We start from the raw sequence: 19,783 nt of genomic DNA, 5'->3' as shown, positions 1-19,783 counted from the left end.
ACTCGAGACAGCCAACCGGTTGGAATTGCTGACAATTATTCCTCAGCTTAATTATTCCGCCGCCATCAATCGACGATATTCATCATAGGCATACAGGTCGGTCATTCCGCTGATATAGTCCTGCAGTAAACGCGCGCGGAAATAATATTCCCGAATGGTTTGCTGCTCCGGCGATAAATGCTGCAGCCCTTCTACCGCCTCCACATACGCCAGCCGATGCTTGGTGGACAGCTTGTGGAACAGGCGCGTTTCGATCGGGTAAGCGCGATGACTGTCCTCGCGCACCAGCTGGCTGAAGTCCGCCAGCGACATCGCCAACAGCGGGCTGTAAATGTCCAGCAGGCCGCTGATCACCCGGTAGCCTTGCAGCTCGAGCTGCTCGACCTCGGGGTGGTTGAACACATGCTTGAACGCCACATTTTTAAATATTTTCAGCAGCCGATAGGCCGGGCTGGAATCCTCCAGCAGCGCCTGATTGAAACTGCCCTGATAAACCGCGTCCAGATTGTCGATAAAGCGCTGCGCCGCGTGCGGCACCAGCCGCGCCACGGTAAACACCCGCAGATACATGAAGAACTGATCTTCTGCGCTGCGCCGCGCGCCGCCGCGATCGATCTTGCGAAACGCGCTGGCGACGGTCTTGTCGAACAGATCGCCCGGCACCACCTCGCCCCACTCCTGAATCAGGTGCTGATACAGCTGCTCGACGGTAAAAATGCTCTTCTCCACCGCGTCTTCCAGATCGGCCACGCAGTAAGAGATATCATCGGCGGCCTCCATAATATAGGTCAGCGGGAAACGATCGAACTCGCCCATGTGCAGCTCTCGCCGCAGCCGATCGACAAAGGCCTCTTCCGCCAGATAGTAACCGGGCTTTTTCATCAGATAGCTGTGGCTGGCGGGAATATCGCCCGCCCAATAAGCCGGGCGGGTGTATTTCAAAATGCAGCCGACCTGAGCGTAGGTCAGGTTGAGCTTCAACAGGCTGTACACCATGCGGATCGCCTGGGCGTTACCCTCGAAGTGGCTGAGATCCTGACGGATCCGGCTGCGCAGCCGGTTCAGATCGCTCTCCCCTTCATGCAGGCGCAGCGCCGCCACCTGGCAGCGATCGTGGCTGCCAGGTTCGCTGCCGCAGCTGGCGGGATCGAGGCGCTGGGCAAACCAGTCGTTGATCGCCGACTCGCCGAAGTGACCGAACGGCGGGTTGCCGATATCGTGCATCAGACAGGCCATTTCCACGATGCTTTCAAACGGATCGAGCAGCCGGGCCAGGCCGAGTTCGTCAATCTTCCCTGCCTGTTTGAAGCGGTTGAGGATCTCTTTGGCGATGTGGCGCCCGACCTGCTGCACCTCCATCGAGTGCGTCAGGCGGCTGCGTACCGCCGCGTTGCGCTCGAGCGGAAACACCTGGGTTTTTTGCTGCAGACGGCGAATGGCGGCCGAGTTGACGATGCGACCGCGATCGCTCTCGAACTGCCGCACGATGTCGTACTCTTCCTCAGCCTCGATCGGTTTGCTGAAAGGCCGTTGGAAACTGATTTTTTGCTTGAAGTCGATCCCGGGCATCTGTTCCTCCGCCGTTACGCCCTGCCCCGTGATAACAATTCCCGGCGGCGGATGCAACGCATTATCTCTCACACACAGCCATGATAGACTATGCCGCAATTCTCACGGCCAATCAGCGAGTGTTATTTATGAAAGTAGGCATCATCGGCGCAATGGAGCAGGAAGTCACCCTGCTGCGCGATCAAATCGAAAACCGTCAAACCATCCAACGTGCGGGCTGCGAAATCTACACCGGCCAGATCGGCGGCGTTGAAGTGGCCCTGCTGAAATCCGGCATCGGCAAAGTCTCTGCCGCCATGGGCACCACCCTGCTGCTGGAACACTGCAGCCCGGACGTGGTGATCAACACCGGCTCCGCCGGCGGCCTGGCCAGCACGCTGCGCGTGGGGGATATCGTGGTATCGGAAGAAGTGCGCTACCACGACGCCGACGTTACCGCTTTCGGTTACGAGCCGGGCCAGATGGCCGGCTGCCCGGCGGCGTTCGTCGCCGACGACGCGCTGATCGCGCTGGCGGAAAGCTGCATCAAACAGCTGGATCTGCACGCGGTGCGCGGCCTGATTTGCAGCGGTGACGCCTTCATCAACGGCGCCGAGCCGCTGGCGCGCATTCGCGCTACCTTCCCGCGCGTCGCCGCGGTAGAAATGGAAGCCGCAGCGATCGCCCACGTCTGCCATCTGTTCGGCACGCCGTTCGTGGTGGTGCGTGCCATTTCCGACGTCGCCGACAGCGAGTCGCACATGAGCTTTGACGAGTTCCTGGTGGTGGCGGCCAAACAGTCTACGCTGATGGTCAACGCCATGCTGCAAACCCTGGCCAAGCGCGGTTGATGTGAGGCTGCGCTTCACCTCGGCGTTCTGGCTGCTGGCGCTCTGGCTGGCCATGCCGGCCGGCGCCGCCCAGCGGGTGATCAGCCTGGCGCCCAACGCCACCGAACTCGCCTATGCCGCCGGCATGGGCGATGTCTTGGTGGCGGCGAGCGCCTATTCCGATTATCCGCCACAGGCCGCCAGGCTGGAGCAGGTGGCCTCCTGGCAGGGCATCAATCTGGAACGGGTGCTGGCGCTGAAGCCGGACCTGATCCTCGCCTGGCGCGGCGGCAATCCGCAGCGCGTGCTCGATCAGCTCGCCGCGTTCGGCATCCCGATCTTCTATGCGGACGCCGACAATCTCGAAGGGCTCGCCGGCCTGTTGGACAAGCTGGCGCGCTACAGTCCGCACCCGGACCAGGCGCATCAGGCGGCAGACGCCCTTCGCCGCCAGTTCGCCGCTCTCAAGCAACAGTACGCTGCCAACCCGCCGCGGCGGGTGCTGCTACAGTTCGGCACCCAGCCGCTGTTCACCAGCTCCGGCGCCACACTGCAGAGCCAGGTGCTGGCGCTGTGCGGCGCGCAGAACGTCTTCGCCGACAGCCGCACCCCTTGGCCGCAGATCAGCCGCGAGCAGGTGCTGGCGCGTCAACCGCAGGCCATCGTCATCACCGGCGGCGCAAAAGAGGCCGCCAATGTGAAGGCCTTCTGGGCGCCGCAGCTGCAGGTGCCGGTGATCGCGCTGAACGAAGACTGGTTCAATCGCGGCGGGCCGCGCATCCTGTTGGCAGCGCAGCAGCTGTGCCACCAGTTGGCGGAGATCCGCTGATGTTGGTGTTCTGGCTGGATATTCTCGGCACCGCGGTGTTCGCCGTCTCCGGCGTACTGCTGGCCGGCAAGCTGCGCATGGATCCGTTCGGCGTGCTGGTATTGGGCGTGGTCACCGCGGTCGGCGGCGGCACCATCCGCGATATGGCGCTGGCCAACGGCCCGGTATTCTGGGTCAAGGATCCCACCGACCTGGTGGTGGCGATGATCACCTGCGTCTTGACGCTGCTGCTGGTACGCCAGCCGCGCCGCCTGCCGAAGTGGGTGCTGCCGGTGCTGGACGCCGTCGGGCTGGCGGTGTTCGTCGGTATCGGCGTCAACAAGGCCTTCGCGGCCGGCACCGGCCCGCTGGTGGCGATCTGCATGGGGGTGATCACCGGCGTCGGCGGCGGCATTATCCGCGACGTGCTGGCGCGCGAGATCCCGATGATCCTGCGCACCGAAATTTACGCCACCGCCTGCATCATCGGCGGTATCGTGCACGCCACGGCGTTTTATACCTTCGGCATGCCACTGCAGCAGGCCATGATGCTGGGCATGCTCATCACCCTGGCCATTCGGCTGGCGGCCATTCGTTGGCATCTCAAACTGCCCGCCTTTATCCTCGAACGCTGAGCCGTCGTCCTTCGGGACGGCGGCCTGGTGATTAATTAGACTAAAAACGGGTTTGGTGGTATTATTTTCGCCCGAAAAATAGCGTAGTGACGATGTAAAATTCCGTAACCCTCAGGTTAATGCTTTCCCCGCGCCGTTAAAACTTTTTAACTTTTTGCCGATAAGTCATCACAAGATTGCTTACGGATGGCTATTCCCGCAATGATGAAAAAACTTCTGCTTGCCTGCTGTGGCGCCCTGCTGAGTGGCGCCGTCTATGCCGATGTCGTCAGCGGCCAGATCGGCGTTACCCTGACCATTGAATCGCAATGCGCCGTGCGCCTCGAAGCCGCTGCGCCACAGGCCGAATGCAGCCATGCGGCGGCGCAGCCCAAGGTCATCCGCACCCCACCGACGCAGGAGAATGGCGCGGAAGTGATCCTGGTGGAATGGTAGACATAAAAAAACCCGCCGGCCGGCAGGCGAGCGGGTTGATATTCTGACAGGCGAACTCAGATGCTGAACGAAGAACCGCAACCGCAGGTGGTTTTGGCATTCGGGTTGGTCACCACGAAGCGCGACCCTTCCAGCCCTTCGGTGTAGTCCACCGAACCGCCCACCAGATACTGCAGGCTCATCGGATCGACCACCAGCGCTACGCCCTGCTTCTCGATGGTCATGTCGCCATCGTTGACCTTGTCGTCAAAAGTGAAGCCGTACTGGAATCCGCTGCAGCCGCCACCGGTAATGTAAACCCGCAACTTCAGGTTCGGGTTTTCTTCGTCAGCAATCAGGAACTTCACCTTGTTTGCTGCTGCCTCGGTAAATTGCAGGGGCAGTGCCGTTTCATCACTCATAGTCTTTACTCCCAACATTGTTCAGCATCAGATCGCTACTATGGCCGCCTGATTAATATTAACGATTATCCGATACCTGAGTGTTGCGTTCAAGTATTCACCGCATTTGTTGTATTTTCCTTACCTGTTTTCTCCACCGCTTCTCGCGCCAGCTGCGCCTCCTGTTTTTGCAACGTGCGGGCCAGGATCGACGAATACAGCGGCTTGCCGCCGAGCAGTTGCGCCACCACCGTGGCGCCGAGGCAGGTGATGATCATCGGTAAAATCAGCTGGTAGTTGTCGGTCATTTCCAGCACCAACACGATGCCGGTCAGCGGGGCGCGCACCGTCGCGGCGAACAATGCCCCCATACCGGCGATGGCGAAGGTGCCCGCCTCGATGCCGTATTGCGGGAACAGGTGCGCCCCCGCCAGCCCGAAGGCGGTGCCGAACAGCGTGCCCAACGCCAGCATCGGCGCGAAGATGCCGCCCGGCGCGCCGGAACCGAAGCACAGCAGCGTGGTGAAGATACGGGTAATAAAGATAAACATCAGCATGCCGACGCTGTAATTGCCCGCCGCGGCGATCGGGATCAGCCCAAAGCCGCCGCCCGCCGCCTCCGGCTGAATCAGCCCCAGAATGCCGCACACGCCGCCGAGTAGCCCGCCCATCAGCAAGACATTGCGCATTCTGCCGCCGTGCAGGCGCGCAAACATGTCCTGGGTGCGGAAGATCAACGCGTTGAATCCCACGCCCACCGCGCCGAAGATCGCCCCCAGCACCAGATAGAGCCACAGGGTATTGATGGGCGCCGAAGAAAGCTTGCCGACTTCGATCACCGATCCCTGGCCGTTAAACAGCTGGAACACCACGCTCGACATGATAACGCCGATGAATACCGCTTTAATCGAGATCAGGTTGTAGCGAAACTGCGGCCGCATCTCTTCGATGATGAACAGGATGCCGGCCAGCGGCGCGTTGAACGCGGCGGACAAGCCGGCGGCGGCCCCGGTCGCCAGCAGCGAATGGCGCGCCTCGGCGCCGCGAATGCGCAGCATGTCCAATACCATGCGCCCGACGTTGCCGCCCATCTGCACCGTGGGCCCTTCGCGCCCCAGCACCATGCCCGCCCCCAGCGTGCCCATGCCGCCGATGAATTTCACCGGGATCACGCGCCACCAGCGCACCGGCCGCAGCTCCTCCAGCGCACCTTCGATCTCCGGAATGCCCGAGCCGCCCGCTTCCGGCGCAAAGCGGCGCACCAGGTAATAACCCAGCGCCGCCAGCGCGGCGGACAGGATAAACGCCAGCGGCCACACCAGGATCCAGGAGTCGGCGACCTGCGCCAGTGAAGCCAGCCGCTGCTGCTGCACCCACTCCACCGCTTTATCGAAGGCCACGCCGAGCAAGCCGGCCAGCGTTCCCACCAGCGCGGCCATCAACAGGATCGCCACCGGCGTTTTATCGCGGCGGATAAACTGGCGCACCGCATCGCTGCGGCTAAGACGCGGGCTCAATGCCCCTGCAGGCTGTGATTGTGATTCAGTCATCGCGAGTGATTCGTCAGGTAATTTGTAATACAAATAGGCAAGGCGGTTATTCTACCCCAACCCGGCGGCGGGCGCTGCCGTTAATGGTATCTGACTGTGATCGTTTCATAACGCGGCGCTCTCCTCTAGAATAGCGCGGTCAAATCATTCAAAAGAGAATCCAGGAGCCGATTTATGAGCCTACACAGCAAGTCCGAAAGTCTGTACGCCCAGGCGCAACAGTTGATCCCCGGCGGGGTGAACTCTCCGGTGCGTGCATTCACCGGCGTGGGCGGTGTGCCGCTGTTTATCGAGCGGGCAGACGGGGCTTACCTGTTCGATGCCGACGGCAAGGCCTATATCGACTATGTCGGTTCCTGGGGGCCGATGGTGCTGGGGCACAACCACCCGGCTATCCGCGACGCGGTAATCGAAGCGGCGCAGCGCGGCCTGAGCTTTGGCGCGCCGACCGAAATGGAAGTCAAAATGGCGCAGTTGGTCACCGAACTGGTGCCGACCATGGATATGGTGCGCATGGTGAACTCGGGCACCGAAGCCACCATGAGCGCTATTCGTCTGGCGCGCGGCTACACCAACCGCGATAAAATCATCAAGTTCGAAGGCTGCTACCACGGCCATGCCGACTGCCTGCTGGTGAAAGCCGGTTCCGGCGCACTGACCCTCGGCCAGCCGAACTCACCGGGCGTGCCGGCCGATTTCGCCAAACACACCCTGACCTGCACCTATAACGATCTGGACTCGGTGCGCGCCGCCTTCGAGCAATACCCATCCGAGATCGCCTGCATCATCGTCGAGCCGGTCGCCGGCAACATGAACTGCGTGCCGCCGCTGCCGGAATTCCTGCCGGGCCTGCGCGCCCTGTGCGACAAATACGGCGCGCTGCTGATCATCGACGAAGTGATGACCGGCTTCCGCGTGGCGCTGGCCGGCGCGCAATCCTATTACGGTGTCGAGCCGGATCTGACCTGCCTCGGCAAAATCATCGGCGGCGGCATGCCGGTGGGCGCCTTCGGCGGCCGTCGCGAGGTAATGGACGCGCTGGCGCCGACCGGCCCGGTCTACCAGGCGGGCACCCTGTCCGGCAACCCGATCGCCATGGCGGCGGGCTACGCTTGCCTGACCGAAGTGTCACAGGTCGGCGTGCACCAGACGCTGACCGAACTGACCGAAATGCTGGCCGCGGGCCTGCTGCACGCGGCGCAGGAAGAGAGCATCCCGTTGGTGGTCAACAACGTCGGCGGCATGTTCGGCCTGTTCTTCACCGACGCGCCAGCGGTCACCTGCTACCAGGACGTCATGCAGTGCGACGTGGAGCGCTTCAAGCGCTTCTTCCACCTGATGCTGGAAGAAGGGGTGTATCTGGCGCCGTCCGCCTTTGAAGCGGGCTTTATGTCCGTGGCGCACAGCAAGGAAGACATCCAGCGCACCATCGACGCCGCGCGTCGCTGTTTCGCCAAGCTGTAATCCCGGCCGAATGGCCAAAAAAACGGGCGCCTCGGCGCCCGTTTTGCTTTTCGCAGCGGCTTAAAGCAGCGTGCCGTAAATGGTCAGCAGCGCCACTACCACCACGATGATCATCGTCACCTTGCGCGCCAGCGTCACCGCCGCCCGTGGCGTTTGCACCGGATCCATATGCGGATCGCGCGCCAGCGAGAACTGCGCCAGCCGCGTTAACACCTGATACGACGACGAGTGCAGATCCCCCAACGAAGCGAACCAGGCCGGCAGCGCGCGCTCGCCGTGGCCGAACAGCGCATAGGCAGCCCCGGCTAAACGCACCGGGATCCAGTCTAGCCAGTTCAGCAGGTGATCGATGCCCGACTGCGAACGCTCCAGCGGTGTATTGTGGCGCGCCAGCCAGGTTTGATAGGCGCGCAGGAAAGCATACCCCGCCAGCGCTATCGGCCCATAAGGCCCAAACACCACAAACCAGAACAGCGGCGCCAGGTAATAACGGAAGTTGATCCACAGCAGCGCATTTTGCAGCTCGCGCAGGCGCAGCTCTTCGCTGCAGTCCACCGGCAAGCCGTGGATCAACGCCAGCTCTTCCGCCATCTGATCGCTGGCGTGAGTATCCCCCTGCCGCGCCGCTTTCAGATAAGCCCGGTAGTGTTTACGCTTGATGCCGGCGCCGACGCACAGCAGATCGATGACGATCCACAGCAGCAGCGTCACCACGCCGAAGAATAACCCGTGCGACAACCACAGAATGCCCCAGACGATCACCATCCAGGCGGCCGTCATCGCCAGCGTCTGCGCCAGCGAAACTCGATGCAGCCGCTGAAACACCACTTCGAGACGGTGATCCAGCTGCCAGTGTTCACCCAGCTTAAACAGGCGCTCCCAGGCCAAAACCAGCAACAGCGTAAACAGCGTCATTAGCGATTCCTCTCCCTTTTTCTTGTCTCAAGCATAGCGTCGGCGGGCGCGCCGCGTTGTTCCAGAGATGCCAGATAGCGATCCCAATCGAACGCCGGCCCGGGATCGGTCTTGCGCCCGGGGGCGATATCGCAATGCCCGACGATATTTTCCGCCAGCGGCGGATAATATTCGGCCAGCAGCGCGGTGACCGCCTGCAGCGCGCGGTATTGCGCCTCGGTGTAGGGCAGCCGATCGGTGCCTTCCAGCTCGATGCCGATGGAGAAATCGTTGCACCGATCGCGCCCCTGATACAGGGACACGCCCGCGTGCCAGGCGCGCTGGTCGAAGGGCACATACTGCACGATCGCCCCATCGCGGCGGATCAGACAGTGCGCCGACACCCGCAGCTGATGGATTTCAGCGAAATAAGGATGCTGCGCAGGATCGAGCGTGCCGGTGAACAGCTGGTCGATATAGGGGCCGCCGAACTCGCCGGGCGGCAGGCTGATATTGTGGATGACCAGCAGCGAGGGGAGCTCATCATCCGGGCGACGATCGCAGTGCGGCGAGACCACTCGCGTCGCCCCGACAATCCAGCCATTTTCCAACTGCATCAGACACCTCTCTGCGGTGGTACTTATTCCTGCAACAGAGTAGCATGTTCCCCTACGATCTAACCGTCCATTTCGGAGTTTTCCATGCCGACACGCCGCTACAGTGCCGACAGTCGCCGCACCGAGCTTCTTGAACGAATTGAAAGTGATATTCCCTATGCCGTCGCCCAGGCGCTGCGCGAAGACCTGGGGGGTGAAGTCGACGCCGGGCGCGATATTACCGCGCAATTGTTACCGGCTGACAAGCAGGCCGAAGCCACCGTCATCACCCGCGAAGCCGGTGTGTTCTGCGGCCGCCGTTGGCTGAATGAGGTCTTTATTCAACTGGGCAATCAGGTGCAGGTGGAGTGGCTGGTGGCGGACGGCGATCGTCTGGCACCGAACCAGCCGCTTTGCCGGCTGCGCGGCCCCGCGCGAGTGATGCTGACCGGCGAGCGCACCGCGCTGAACTTCGTGCAGACGCTCTCCGGCGTGGCAACCGAGGTCAGCCGCTATGTGGCCCTGCTGGAAGGCACCCGGACTCGCCTGCTCGATACCCGCAAGACCCTGCCCGGCCTGCGCACCGCGCTGAAATACGCCGTGCTGTGCGGTGGCGGCAGCAACCACCGGCTCGGGCTCTCCGACGCCTTCCTGATCAAGGAAAATCACATCATCGCCTCCGGTTCTATCAAGAACGCGGTGGAAAAAGCCTTCTGGCTGCACGCCGACGTGCCGGTGGAAGTGGAGGTCGAATCGCTCGATGAACTGCAGCAGGCGCTGGACGCCGGCGCCGACATCATCATGCTGGACAACTTCAGCGTCGAGATGATGCGCCAGGCGGTCGCCCAGACCCAGGGACGCGCCCAGCTGGAAGTGTCCGGCAACGTCACCAGCGAGACGCTGCGCACCTTCGCCGAAACCGGCGTGGATTACATTTCGGTCGGCGCGCTGACCAAGCATGTGACCGCGCTCGATCTGTCGATGCGCTTCAAGTGATCCCCCTCGCCCCCGGCCGCTGTCGGGGGCGTTACCGTAAAATTGCGCCCCCCCTCGCACTGTTTTATTTACCGCTGCAAACAACGTCATTACTGATGGAAGCGCGCCGAGAAACGCGCAAAAGCCCCTCGCCGTGCCCCCAAGCAAGCCGCTACCGTTGCCTTCCACACCCCAATGGAGGAAACAACGTATGGAAACGCAACGCGGCTTTACCCTGATAGAACTGATGGTGGTGATCGCCATCATCGCCATCCTCAGCGCCATCGGCATTCCCGCCTACCAGCGCTACATTCAGAAAGCGGCGATGACCGACATGTTGCAAACCATGGCGCCGTATAAGCTGGCGGTTGAGCTGTGCGTGCTGGATGAAGGCGCCCCCGCCGGCTGCGAGGCCGGCAGCAAAGGCATTCCCACCGGCGGCACATCGCGTTACGTCAGCGGAGTGAAGGTCGTCAAAGGCGTGATCACGCTGACCGGCGCTCAGACGCTGCAGGGGCTGGCGGTGGCGTTAACCCCCACAGCGAACGCCGAAGGGCTGACCCGCTGGAGCCGGCTGTGCAGCAGCGAAAACGCCACGCTGGTTGAGGTGTGCCAGGAAGTCTTCCGCTTCGATAACGCAGCGGAGTAACGGCGATGAGCGTACAAATCAGCGAGGAGGTTCACGCCCTGTGCCGGCGCTATCAGGCGCTGGCGCTGAACGAAGACCCGACCACCCTGACGGTCGCGCTCAGCGAAGAAGCGCCGCAAGGATTGCTGGCGGCGCTGCGCTTCGCTACCGGCAAACGCATCCACCTGGAACAGTGGCCGGCGGCCAGGCTTGAGCTGGCGCTGAACCAACGCCACGAGCCGCTCCCGGCGCCGCTGGCGGCCGAAGAGGATGCCGCCGACATCGCCTACGCCGACGACGGCGATGCACCGGTAGTGCAGTTCATCAACCAGACGCTGCGCCTGGCCATCCAACGCCGCGCTTCGGACATCCACTTCGAACCCTTTCGGCAGCATTTTCGCCTGCGCCTGCGCATCGACGGCGTGCTGCAAACCTTCGCCTCACCGCCGCCGCAGCTGACCGCGCGCCTTATCGCCCGGCTGAAGATCCTCGGCCAGTTGGATATCGCCGAACGCCGGCAGCCTCAGGACGGGCAGCTCAGCCTGACGCTGGACGGTGCGCGCTATGCCATGCGCATCGCCACCCTGCCGACGTTGCATGGCGAGAAGGTGGTGCTGCGCGTTCAACAGGGAGAGCAACAGGATCTGCCGCTGGATCAACTGGGCATGAGTCGGGCGGATCTGGCGCGCTACGCGGCGGCGTTAGCCTGCCCGCAAGGTTTGATCCTGGTGACCGGCCCAACCGGCAGCGGCAAGACGGTAACGCTGTACAGCGGGCTGCGCCAGTTGAACGATGCGCAAAGCAACCTGTGCAGCGTCGAAGATCCGGTCGAGATCCCGCTGTTCGGCGTCAATCAGACCCAGATCAACGCCAAAACGGATCTGAGCTTCGCCAGGGTGCTGCGCGCCCTGCTGCGCCAGGATCCGGATGTCATCATGATCGGCGAGATCCGCGATGCGGAAACTGCCGAGATCGCAGTCAAGGCCGCACAAACCGGCCACCTGGTGCTGTCGACGCTGCATACCAACTCCACGGCTGAAACCCTGACGCGGCTGATGCATATGGGGATCCCCGGCTACCTGCTCGCCGGCTGCCTGAAGCTGGTCGTCGCGCAGCGGCTGGTACGCAGGCTGTGTCGCCACTGCCGCTATCCGCACAGCCAGCCGGCGCATTTTCCCGCCTCGATCTGGCCGGAACCGCTGACCGCCTGGCGCGCCGATGGCTGTGAGCACTGCTTCGGCGGTTACTATGGTCGCATCGGCGTGTATGAGCTGCTGGCCATTACGCCGGAAATACAGGCGGCCTTGCTGGCGAACGCCGCCCCTCTTCTGCTGGCGGATATCGCCCGCGAGCAGGGGCAGCTTTCGCTGCTGCAGGCGGGTCTGGCGCTGGCCACCGAAGGCACGACTTCACTGGAAGAACTGTACCGCGTGATCGACGTCGTCCAGCCCGGCGCAATCGCGCCATGAAAGCGCGCCGGCTGTTCCTTTGGCAGGCTCTCGACGCTCAGGGCGCCTTACGCCGTGGCGAACTGATGAGTGATGAAAAACGCCAGGTGAGCCAGTGGCTGATCGAACAAGGCCTGCAACCCTGGCGGATTGGGCACGGCAAACGCGTCCCGCCCGGCCAGTGGCGCGGAGAGCCCTTAATCCACTTCACCCGCCAGCTCGCCATTCTGCTGCAGGCCGGGTTACCGCTGGTCGATGCGCTGCGGCTGCTGGCGGCAGAACATCCCTCGGCAGCCTGGCGTTGCCTGTTGCGCCAGTTGACGGAACAGGTGCGAGAAGGGCAACCGCTTTCCGAAACCCTCGCCGAACAACCGGGGATTTTTCCGCTTATCTATCGCCAGTTGATCGCCATCGGTGAACTGACCGGCAACCTCGATGGCTGCTGTCTGCAGCTGGCACAGCAGCAGGAAGCTCAGCTGTTGCTGCGCCGCAAAGTGACCAAAGCGCTGCGTTATCCGCTGTTCATCTGCGCAGTGGCGCTGCTGGTCAGCGTGCTGATGCTGGTGATGGTGCTGCCGGAATTCGCCAAGGTTTATCAGTCGTTCGATGCGCCGCTGCCCTGGTTTACCCTGGGGCTATTGGCGTTGTCTGCGCAACTGATCGCCGTCGGCCCCTATCTGGCGCTGCTGCTGGGCGCGTTGCTGTTCGGCTATTGTCGCTGGCTGCATCCACGCCCGCCGTGGCGCCAACGTGAACAGGCGGCCTTGCTGAAGCTGCCGCTGCTCGCCCGGCTGGTGAGCGGCGGCGCGCTGAGCCAAACCTTTCGCATCCTGACCATGACCCAACGCGCAGGGCTGACGCTGGTAGAAGGCTTGAACGCGGCGGCGCTGGCGGCAGACCACCTGCTGTACCGGCAGGCGTTGGAACAGGTGCAGCGCCAGATCGCCGAAGGCGAAGCGTTTCATCATGCCCTGGGCCTGCAACCGCTGTTTCCACCGCTGTGTCGGCAGTTGGTGCGAGTGGGCGAGGAGTCCGGTTCGCTGGACGCCTTGTTGGATAAACTGGCGCAGTGGTATGAACAGCAGACCCACGAGTTGGCCGATACGCTGGCGCAAACGCTGGAGCCGCTGCTGATGCTGGTGGTAGGCGGCATTGTCGGCGCTTTGGTGATCGCCATGTACCTGCCTATCTTTCAACTGGGCAGCGTGTTGGGATAAGGGAAAAAGGATAGCGGGCGCCGCGCTGTGCGACGCCCGAATGCAAGGTGCGGTTTATTTGCTGCCGAAGACGCGGTTTTCCTGCTCCGCCACGCGGATGAAGGTGGTGCGCTTGGTCAGCTCTTTCAGGCGCTCGGCGCCGACGTAGGTACAGGCGGAACGCAGGCCGCCCAAGATATCGCGCACGGTAAACTCCACCTCGCCACGCAGCGGCAGCTTGACGGTTTTGCCTTCGGCCGCGCGATACTCCGCGACGCCGCCGACGTGGCGCTTCATCGCCGACTCGGAGCTCATGCCGTAGAACAGCATGAACTTCTCGCCGTTCTCTTCCACGACGGTGCCTTCGCATTCGTCGTGACCGGCCAGCATGCCGCCCAGCATCACGAAGTCAGCGCCGCCGCCGAAGGCTTTGGCGACATCGCCCGGCACCGAGCAGCCGCCGTCGCTGACGATTTGGCCACCCAGCCCGTGGGCCGCGTCGGCGCATTCGATCACCGCCGACAGCTGTGGGTAGCCCACGCCGGTTTTCACGCGAGTGGTGCATACTGAACCCGGGCCGATGCCGACCTTAACGATGTCGGCGCCGGAAAGGATAAGCTCCTCCACCATCTCGCCGGTCACCACGTTGCCGGCGCAGATCACGTGATTCGGACAGGCTTCGCGCGCTTTTTTCAGGAAGGCGACAAAATGCTCTGAATAGCCGTTGGCCACGTCGATACAGATGAATTTCAGCGCCGGAGACAGCGCCAGGATTTGCTGCATTTTGGCGAAATCGGCTTCGGAGGTGCCGGTGGACACCATCACGTGGCGCAGCACCGATTCCGGCATGCGCTGCACGAAGTCAGCCCATTGCTCGACGCTGTAATGTTTGTGTACGGCGGTGAGAACGTCGAAAGAAGCCAGGGCCTCGGCCATGCGGAAGGTGCCTACCGTGTCCATGTTGGCGGCGATAATCGGCACGCCGGACCAGCTGCAACCTGAATGCTTGAAGGTAAACTGGCGTTCCAGTTCAACTTCTGAACGGCTTTTCAGCGTGGAACGCTTAGGGCGGATCAGCACGTCTTTAAAGCCTAACTTCAAATCTTCTTCAATACGCATGACTCATGATTTCCTGGTTAATGGCGACGGATCGCAAGGAGGATATTCGCACCTCTGCCCGACGGCTTTCCAGTGGCGCGGAAAGACGGCGGCGAGATTAATGCCAGTTCCAGTGACGTTATAATACGCGCTAATAATCGCCGAACAAGACTGCGAATTCGCCTTTATTTACGCTACAATCAGACAAATTTACCTGCATAACCGCAGTGTGATTGTCCGCTCATTTTTGCTGTGCCGCTGCGCTTTTTCTCGCCGCCCTGGCAGGCCCGCCGCCTGTCGACTTGCACTTCTGCGCGATCGCTTTATGATTCGTCTATTATTTTTTTATGAACATCGGATGCACCTAACACCATGGCCTACATTGTTGCGTTGACCGGGGGCATAGGCAGCGGCAAAACGACCGTCGCAAACGCCTTCGCGCGCCACGGCGCAACCGTCGTCGATGCCGACGTGATCGCCCGTCAGGTCGTCGAGCCGGGCACCCCTGCTTTGGCCGCGATCGCCGAACGATTTGGTAATGAAATGTTGCTGCCCGACGGCGCATTGAACCGCGCTGCGCTGCGCCAGCGCATTTTCAGCCACCCCGATGACAAAGCCTGGCTGAACCAACTGCTGCATCCGCTGATACACCGCGAAACCCAGCGCCAGCTGGCGCAGGCCGCCAGCCCTTACGCGCTGTGGGTGGTGCCGCTGCTGGTGGAAAACGGCCTGCAGGATCGCGCCGATCGCGTACTGGTGATCGACGTCGATGCCGAAACCCAGTTGGCTCGCACCATCGCGCGCGACGGCGTCAGCCGTGAGCAAGCGCAAAGCATTCTCGCCGCCCAGGCCACGCGCCAGCAGCGCCTCGCCGTGGCGGATGACATTATTGACAACAGCGGCGCCGCTCAGGGGATAGAGCCACGGGTCGCCGCACTGCATCGTCGCTACCTTGAACTGGCGGCAACAGCGCCCCAACAGGATTAAACTGCATGAGTGATGTTTCCCCAACCGTTCTCTTTGAACACCCGCTGAACGAGAAGATGCGCACCTGGCTGCGCATCGAATTTTTGCTGCAACAGCTGCACGGCCAACGTGCCCTGAGTGAAACCGCTATCGCCCTCACCTTTTTCCGCACCGTCTCCGATTTGCTGGACGTACTGGAGCGTGGCGAGGTGCGCACCGAACTGCTCAAGGAGCTGGAACGTCAGCAGCAGAAACTGTTGGCCTGGGCCGATGTGCCGGGCGTGGATATGGCGCTGATCGATCAGCTGCGCGGCCAGCTGAAGTCGCGTTCATCAGCGCTGATGGCGGCGCCTCGCCTCGGTCAGGCGCTGCGTGAAGATCGGCTGATCGCCCTGGTGCGCCAGCGGCTGAACATCCCTGGCGGCTGCTGCAGCTTCGATCTGCCGACCCTGCACATGTGGATGCACGCGCCGCAGCAGGATCGCGACGCCGACGTCGCCGCCTGGCTGCAATCGCTGGAGCCGCTGAATCAAGCGTTGATCATGGTGTTGGATCTGATCCGTCAATCCGGGCCGTTCCGCAACCAAATCAGCCTGAACGGCTTTTTCCAGGACAACGCCGAAGGGGCGGATCTGCTGCGTCTGCGTCTCCATCTGGCGCCGCAGCTTTATCCGCAGATTTCCGGCCACAAGACGCGTTACGCCATCCGTTTCCTGCCGCTCGACAGTGAAAACGGCGTGGTGCCTGAACGCCTGACGTTCGAACTGGCCTGTTGTTGAACCCGTGAAAGAAAGCCTTCTCAGCACTGTCAGAAGGCGTAAGGAACCGTTATGACGACCGTAGTGAAATGCCCAACCTGTGGCACCGGCGTGGTTTGGGGCGATGTCAGCCCGTTCCGGCCGTTTTGCAGCAAGCGCTGCCAGCTGATCGATCTTGGCGAATGGGCCGATGAAGAGAAGCGTATTCCGAGCAACAGCGATCTGTCGGAAAGCGAAGACTGGAGCGAACTCGACGACCGCTAGTCGCCGGTTGAAGGCCTGGCGCCCGCCAGGCCAATCTTGTTATTGCGCGGCGTTCGCCTGTGCCACCAGCAGTTGGATAATACCGGCGTTGGCTTCCGGGAACTCCTCTTCTTGCAGCTCCGCCTGTTTGACCCAGCGCATCGGTTGCCCCTCGCGGCCAAACGGCTCGCCCGCCCAACGCTCAACCAGATAAAAATTCAGCGTCACGATGCGATCGCTGAAGCGATGCTCCACCACCTCCAGCAGTTCGGCGCGCTCGGCTTCGATACCGGTCTCTTCACGCAGCTCACGGCTCAGCGCCTGTTCAGGTGTTTCACCCTGTTCGATCTTGCCGCCGGGAAACTCCCAAAAACCGGCCATGTGCGCATCGGCGGCGCGGCGGGTAATAAAGATCTCCTGTTGAGCATTGCGGATAATGCCCACGGCGATATTCAGATGTTTCATCTCACCCTCCTGATGGGTGCCAAAAAACAGGGGCTCAGCAAGCTGAACCCCTGGATGTTATCGGTTAACCGCGGCCGGCATTACTGCAGGCGGCCGTGGCACTGCTTGAACTTCTTGCCGGAGCCGCATGGGCAAGGATCGTTGCGGCCCACTTTACGCTCGGCGATCGCCGGGGCATTCGGATCTTCGGTCACCAGCGCGTTTTCGTCGTGGTGGCTCAGCTGTTGGTGCTGTGCCAGGCGCTCAGCCTCTTCACGACGCTGCTGTTCCAGCGCCTCCACCTCTTCCGGCATCCGCACCTGTACCTTGCTCAGCACGCTGATCACTTCGTATTTCAGCGATTCCAGCATGGTGGCAAACATGTTGAAGGATTCACGCTTGTACTCCTGCTTCGGATCCTTCTGCGCATAACCGCGCAGGTGGATGCCCTGACGCAGGTAGTCCATCGCCGCCAGGTGCTCTTTCCACAGGGAGTCCAGCGTCTGCAGCATCACGCCCTTCTCGAAGTTGCGCATCATTTCGCTGCCGACTACTTCTTCCTTACGCTGGTACTGCTCTTTGGCGTTCTCCAGAATGCGTTCGCGCAGCGTTTCTTCGTGCAGCTCCGGCTCTTTGTCCAGCCATTGTGCGATCGGCATCTCCAGATCGAAGTCGTTCTTCAGGCGCTCTTCCAGCCCCTGAATGTCCCACTCTTCTTCCAGCGATTGCGGTGTGATGTAGTTGTCGATGGTGCTCTTGAACACGTCCTCGCGGATGCTGGCGATGGTTTCGCTCACATCGGACACGTCCAGCAATTCGTTACGCTGGCTGTAGATGGCGCGACGCTGATCGTTGGCGACGTCGTCGTACTCCAGCAGTTGCTTACGGATGTCGAAGTTGCGGCTCTCCACCTTGCGCTGGGCGTTGGCGATCGCCTTGGTCACCCACGGGTGCTCAATCGCTTCGCCTTCTTTCATACCCAGTTTACGCATCATGCCGGACACGCGATCCGAGGCGAAGATGCGCATCAGGGCATCTTCCATCGACAGGTAGAAGCGGGATGAACCGGCGTCGCCCTGACGACCGGAACGGCCGCGCAGCTGGTTATCGATACGGCGCGATTCATGGCGCTCGGTACCGATGATATGCAGGCCGCCCGCCGCCAGCACCGCGTCGTGGCGCACTTTCCAGGCGGCTTTGATGGCTTCGATCTGCTCTTCGGTCGGCGCTTCCAGCAGCGCCACTTCGGCCTGCCAGCTGCCGCCCAGCACGATATCGGTACCACGGCCCGCCATGTTGGTGGCGATGGTCACCGCGCCGCTCTGGCCGGCCTGGGCGACGATGTCCGCTTCCATGGCGTGGAATTTGGCGTTCAGCACCTTGTGCTCGATGCCCGCTTTGGTCAGCTCATGGGAAACCACTTCGGATTTCTCGATTGAGATGGTGCCCACCAGCACCGGCTGGCCTTTGGCGGTGCGCTCGCGGATGTCTTCGATGATGGCGCCGATCTTCTCTTTCTCGGTCATGTACACCAGATCCGGCATGTCCTTACGGATCATCGGACGGTTGGTGGGTACCACGATGGTGTCCAGCTTGTAGATCGAGCTGAATTCGAAGGCTTCGGTATCGGCGGTACCGGTCATGCCGGCCAGCTTCTCGTACAGACGGAAGTAGTTCTGGAAGGTGATCGAAGCCAGCGTCTGGTTCTCGTTCTGGATCTCCACGCCTTCTTTGGCTTCCACCGCCTGGTGCAGACCATCGGACCAACGGCGGCCCTGCATGGTACGGCCGGTGTGTTCGTCAACGATGATCACTTCGCCGTCTTTCACGATGTAATCGACGTCGCGGGTGAACAGCACGTGGGCGCGCAGCGCGGCGGTCACGTGGTGCATCAGCATGATGTTGGTCGGTGAGTACAGCGACTCGCCTTCATCCATGATGCCGGCTTCCACCAGCATCTCTTCGATCAGGATCAGGCCGCGTTCGGTCAGGTGCACCTGACGCGCCTTTTCATCCACCGAGAAGTGCCCTTCACCCTTGAAGGTGTCGGAGTCTTCTTTTTCCTGGCGGATCAGTTTAGGGATCAGCTTGTTGACCTTGATGTACATCTCGGAGCTGTCTTCGGCCGGGCCGGAGATGATCAGCGGCGTACGCGCTTCATCGATCAGGATGGAGTCCACCTCATCCACCAGCGCATAGTGCAGTTTGCGCTGCACGCGCTCTTCCGGGCTGAACGCCATGTTGTCGCGCAGGTAGTCGAAGCCGTATTCGTTGTTGGTGCCGTAGGTGATGTCGGCGGCGTAAGCTTCGCGCTTGGCCGGCGCCGGCATGCCCGGCAGGTTGATGCCGATGCTCAGGCCGAGGAACTCGAACAGCGGACGGTTGTTTTCGGCGTCGCGCTGCGCCAGGTAGTCGTTGACGGTCACGACGTGCACGCCGCGGCCGCTCAGGGCGTTCAGATAAGCCGGCAGCGTCGCGGTCAGGGTTTTACCTTCACCGGTGCGCATCTCGGCGATGCAGCGGTCGTTCAGCACCATGCCGCCCAGCAGCTGCACGTCGAAGTGGCGCATGCCGAACACGCGCTTGCTCGCCTCACGCACCACGGCGAAGGCTTCGGGGATCAGGCTTTCCAGCGACTCGCCCTTTTCCAGGCGTGCGCGGAACTCGTTGGTTTTCGCTTTCAGCTCGTCATCGGACAGTTTTTCCATGTCCGGTTCCATGCGGTTGATCTGCTCAACCACTTTGCGCATGCGGCGCAGGGTACGATCGTTACGGCTACCAAAAACTTTGGTTAATAATTTCACTAACATGATGTTTGATATCTCTGTCATGACGGCCGAATACGGCAGTCAACTTGCTATTATTTATGGTTTTTGTGCCCTAAGGG

At 61.7% G+C, this 19,783-nt stretch carries 20 protein-coding genes and 1 pseudogene; 12 read left to right on the top strand and 9 right to left on the bottom strand.

Going from position 1 to position 19,783, the window contains the following annotated elements:
- Positions 1-51: 51 nt before the first annotated feature.
- The gene (dgt, locus tag ACRAWE_RS20275) at positions 52-1,569 is read right to left on the bottom strand and encodes a dGTPase (protein WP_432525813.1); all 1,518 of its coding nucleotides are present in this window, start codon (positions 1,567-1,569) and stop codon (positions 52-54) included.
- Between the two features lie 128 nt (positions 1,570-1,697).
- Here dgt and mtnN point away from each other — a divergent pair, with 128 nt between their 5' ends.
- The 4 genes from mtnN to ACRAWE_RS20255 all read left to right on the top strand — a co-directional run bounded on the left by mtnN (position 1,698) and on the right by ACRAWE_RS20255 (position 4,256).
- Entirely contained in the window at positions 1,698-2,399 is a 702-nt protein-coding gene (gene mtnN, locus ACRAWE_RS20270) for a 5'-methylthioadenosine/S-adenosylhomocysteine nucleosidase (protein ID WP_019455094.1), read from the top strand.
- A 52-nt stretch (positions 2,400-2,451) separates the two neighbouring features.
- Positions 2,452-3,207 carry a vitamin B12 ABC transporter substrate-binding protein BtuF gene (gene btuF / locus ACRAWE_RS20265; RefSeq protein WP_154747225.1) on the top strand — a complete coding sequence of 252 codons (756 nt, stop codon included), beginning with the start codon at positions 2,452-2,454 and terminating at the stop codon, positions 3,205-3,207.
- Positions 3,207-3,821, top strand: coding sequence for a TRIC cation channel family protein (locus tag ACRAWE_RS20260; RefSeq protein WP_019455092.1), 615 nt, complete (start codon positions 3,207-3,209; stop codon positions 3,819-3,821). The genes btuF and ACRAWE_RS20260 overlap by 1 nt, the downstream gene beginning before the upstream one ends.
- A gap of 201 nt (positions 3,822-4,022) precedes the next feature.
- Positions 4,023-4,256 (top strand): hypothetical protein, encoded by a 234-nt coding sequence (locus ACRAWE_RS20255; protein WP_432525812.1) that lies wholly within the window; start codon positions 4,023-4,025, stop codon positions 4,254-4,256.
- A 56-nt stretch (positions 4,257-4,312) separates the two neighbouring features.
- On the opposite strand, the gene erpA is transcribed toward ACRAWE_RS20255, so the two are convergent.
- Entirely contained in the window at positions 4,313-4,657 is a 345-nt protein-coding gene (erpA, locus tag ACRAWE_RS20250; RefSeq protein WP_019455090.1) for an iron-sulfur cluster insertion protein ErpA, read from the bottom strand.
- An 89-nt stretch (positions 4,658-4,746) separates the two neighbouring features.
- Positions 4,747-6,186, bottom strand: coding sequence for a H(+)/Cl(-) exchange transporter ClcA (gene clcA / locus ACRAWE_RS20245; RefSeq protein ID WP_432525810.1), 1,440 nt, complete (start codon positions 6,184-6,186; stop codon positions 4,747-4,749).
- A gap of 174 nt (positions 6,187-6,360) precedes the next feature.
- Between clcA and hemL the strand changes: the two genes are divergently transcribed.
- Positions 6,361-7,650, top strand: a complete 1,290-nt coding sequence (hemL, locus tag ACRAWE_RS20240; RefSeq protein ID WP_154747101.1) for a glutamate-1-semialdehyde 2,1-aminomutase — start codon at positions 6,361-6,363, stop codon at positions 7,648-7,650.
- A gap of 60 nt (positions 7,651-7,710) precedes the next feature.
- On the opposite strand, the gene ampE is transcribed toward hemL, so the two are convergent.
- The gene (gene ampE / locus ACRAWE_RS20235; protein ID WP_063918164.1) at positions 7,711-8,565 is read right to left on the bottom strand and encodes a beta-lactamase regulator AmpE; all 855 of its coding nucleotides are present in this window, start codon (positions 8,563-8,565) and stop codon (positions 7,711-7,713) included.
- The gene (gene ampD / locus ACRAWE_RS20230) at positions 8,565-9,161 is read right to left on the bottom strand and encodes a 1,6-anhydro-N-acetylmuramyl-L-alanine amidase AmpD (protein WP_211129890.1); all 597 of its coding nucleotides are present in this window, start codon (positions 9,159-9,161) and stop codon (positions 8,565-8,567) included. The genes ampE and ampD overlap by 1 nt, the downstream gene beginning before the upstream one ends.
- A gap of 84 nt (positions 9,162-9,245) precedes the next feature.
- Between ampD and nadC the strand changes: the two genes are divergently transcribed.
- The 4 genes from nadC to hofC all read left to right on the top strand — a co-directional run bounded on the left by nadC (position 9,246) and on the right by hofC (position 13,408).
- Positions 9,246-10,136, top strand: a complete 891-nt coding sequence (gene nadC / locus ACRAWE_RS20225) for a carboxylating nicotinate-nucleotide diphosphorylase (RefSeq protein WP_074055940.1) — start codon at positions 9,246-9,248, stop codon at positions 10,134-10,136.
- A 190-nt stretch (positions 10,137-10,326) separates the two neighbouring features.
- Positions 10,327-10,764 carry a prepilin peptidase-dependent pilin gene (gene ppdD, locus ACRAWE_RS20220; RefSeq protein WP_063918162.1) on the top strand — a complete coding sequence of 146 codons (438 nt, stop codon included), beginning with the start codon at positions 10,327-10,329 and terminating at the stop codon, positions 10,762-10,764.
- A 5-nt stretch (positions 10,765-10,769) separates the two neighbouring features.
- Positions 10,770-12,212, top strand: a complete 1,443-nt coding sequence (gene gspE / locus ACRAWE_RS20215; RefSeq protein WP_019455084.1) for a type II secretion system protein GspE — start codon at positions 10,770-10,772, stop codon at positions 12,210-12,212.
- On the top strand, positions 12,209-13,408 hold the full coding sequence (hofC, locus tag ACRAWE_RS20210) for a protein transport protein HofC (RefSeq protein WP_432525809.1): 1,200 nt from the start codon (positions 12,209-12,211) through the stop codon (positions 13,406-13,408). Before gspE ends, hofC begins: the two co-directional genes overlap by 4 nt.
- A 54-nt stretch (positions 13,409-13,462) precedes the next feature.
- Here hofC and ACRAWE_RS20205 read toward each other — a convergent pair whose 3' ends face one another.
- Positions 13,463-14,506 (bottom strand): GMP reductase, encoded by a 1,044-nt coding sequence (locus ACRAWE_RS20205; protein ID WP_432525808.1) that lies wholly within the window; start codon positions 14,504-14,506, stop codon positions 13,463-13,465.
- A gap of 351 nt (positions 14,507-14,857) precedes the next feature.
- Here ACRAWE_RS20205 and coaE point away from each other — a divergent pair, with 351 nt between their 5' ends.
- Entirely contained in the window at positions 14,858-15,472 is a 615-nt protein-coding gene (coaE, locus tag ACRAWE_RS20200) for a dephospho-CoA kinase (RefSeq protein ID WP_019455082.1), read from the top strand.
- Here coaE and ACRAWE_RS20195 read toward each other — a convergent pair.
- Entirely contained in the window at positions 15,372-15,602 is a 231-nt protein-coding gene (locus tag ACRAWE_RS20195; protein WP_227414610.1) for a hypothetical protein, read from the bottom strand. The genes coaE and ACRAWE_RS20195 overlap by 101 nt on opposite strands.
- On the opposite strand from ACRAWE_RS20195, the pseudogene zapD reads away from it, so the two are divergent.
- Both zapD and yacG read left to right on the top strand, forming a co-directional pair.
- Positions 15,490-16,230 (top strand): annotated as a pseudogene (gene zapD, locus ACRAWE_RS20190) (cell division protein ZapD); the annotation flags it as partial. The gene ACRAWE_RS20195 and the pseudogene zapD sit on opposite strands and share 113 nt — an antisense overlap.
- A 51-nt stretch (positions 16,231-16,281) precedes the next feature.
- Positions 16,282-16,473: a DNA gyrase inhibitor YacG gene (gene yacG / locus ACRAWE_RS20185; protein ID WP_019455080.1), complete on the top strand. Its 192-nt coding sequence runs from the start codon at positions 16,282-16,284 to the stop codon at positions 16,471-16,473.
- Between the two features lie 39 nt (positions 16,474-16,512).
- Here the strand turns inward: yacG and mutT are convergent, their stop codons facing one another.
- Complete coding sequence (gene mutT / locus ACRAWE_RS20180) at positions 16,513-16,917, bottom strand: 8-oxo-dGTP diphosphatase MutT (RefSeq protein ID WP_019455079.1); 405 nt, start codon at positions 16,915-16,917, stop codon at positions 16,513-16,515.
- A gap of 80 nt (positions 16,918-16,997) precedes the next feature.
- Positions 16,998-19,706: a preprotein translocase subunit SecA gene (secA, locus tag ACRAWE_RS20175; RefSeq protein WP_025159645.1), complete on the bottom strand. Its 2,709-nt coding sequence runs from the start codon at positions 19,704-19,706 to the stop codon at positions 16,998-17,000.
- Positions 19,707-19,783 lie beyond the last annotated feature (77 nt).

It is taken from the genome of Serratia sp. BFP-2025, from assembly GCF_050880365.1.
Classification (GTDB): domain Bacteria; phylum Pseudomonadota; class Gammaproteobacteria; order Enterobacterales; family Enterobacteriaceae; genus Serratia; species Serratia surfactantfaciens.
The sequence above is the reverse complement of the archived record's forward strand: the minus strand, read 5'-3'. Positions and strand labels throughout refer to the sequence as shown.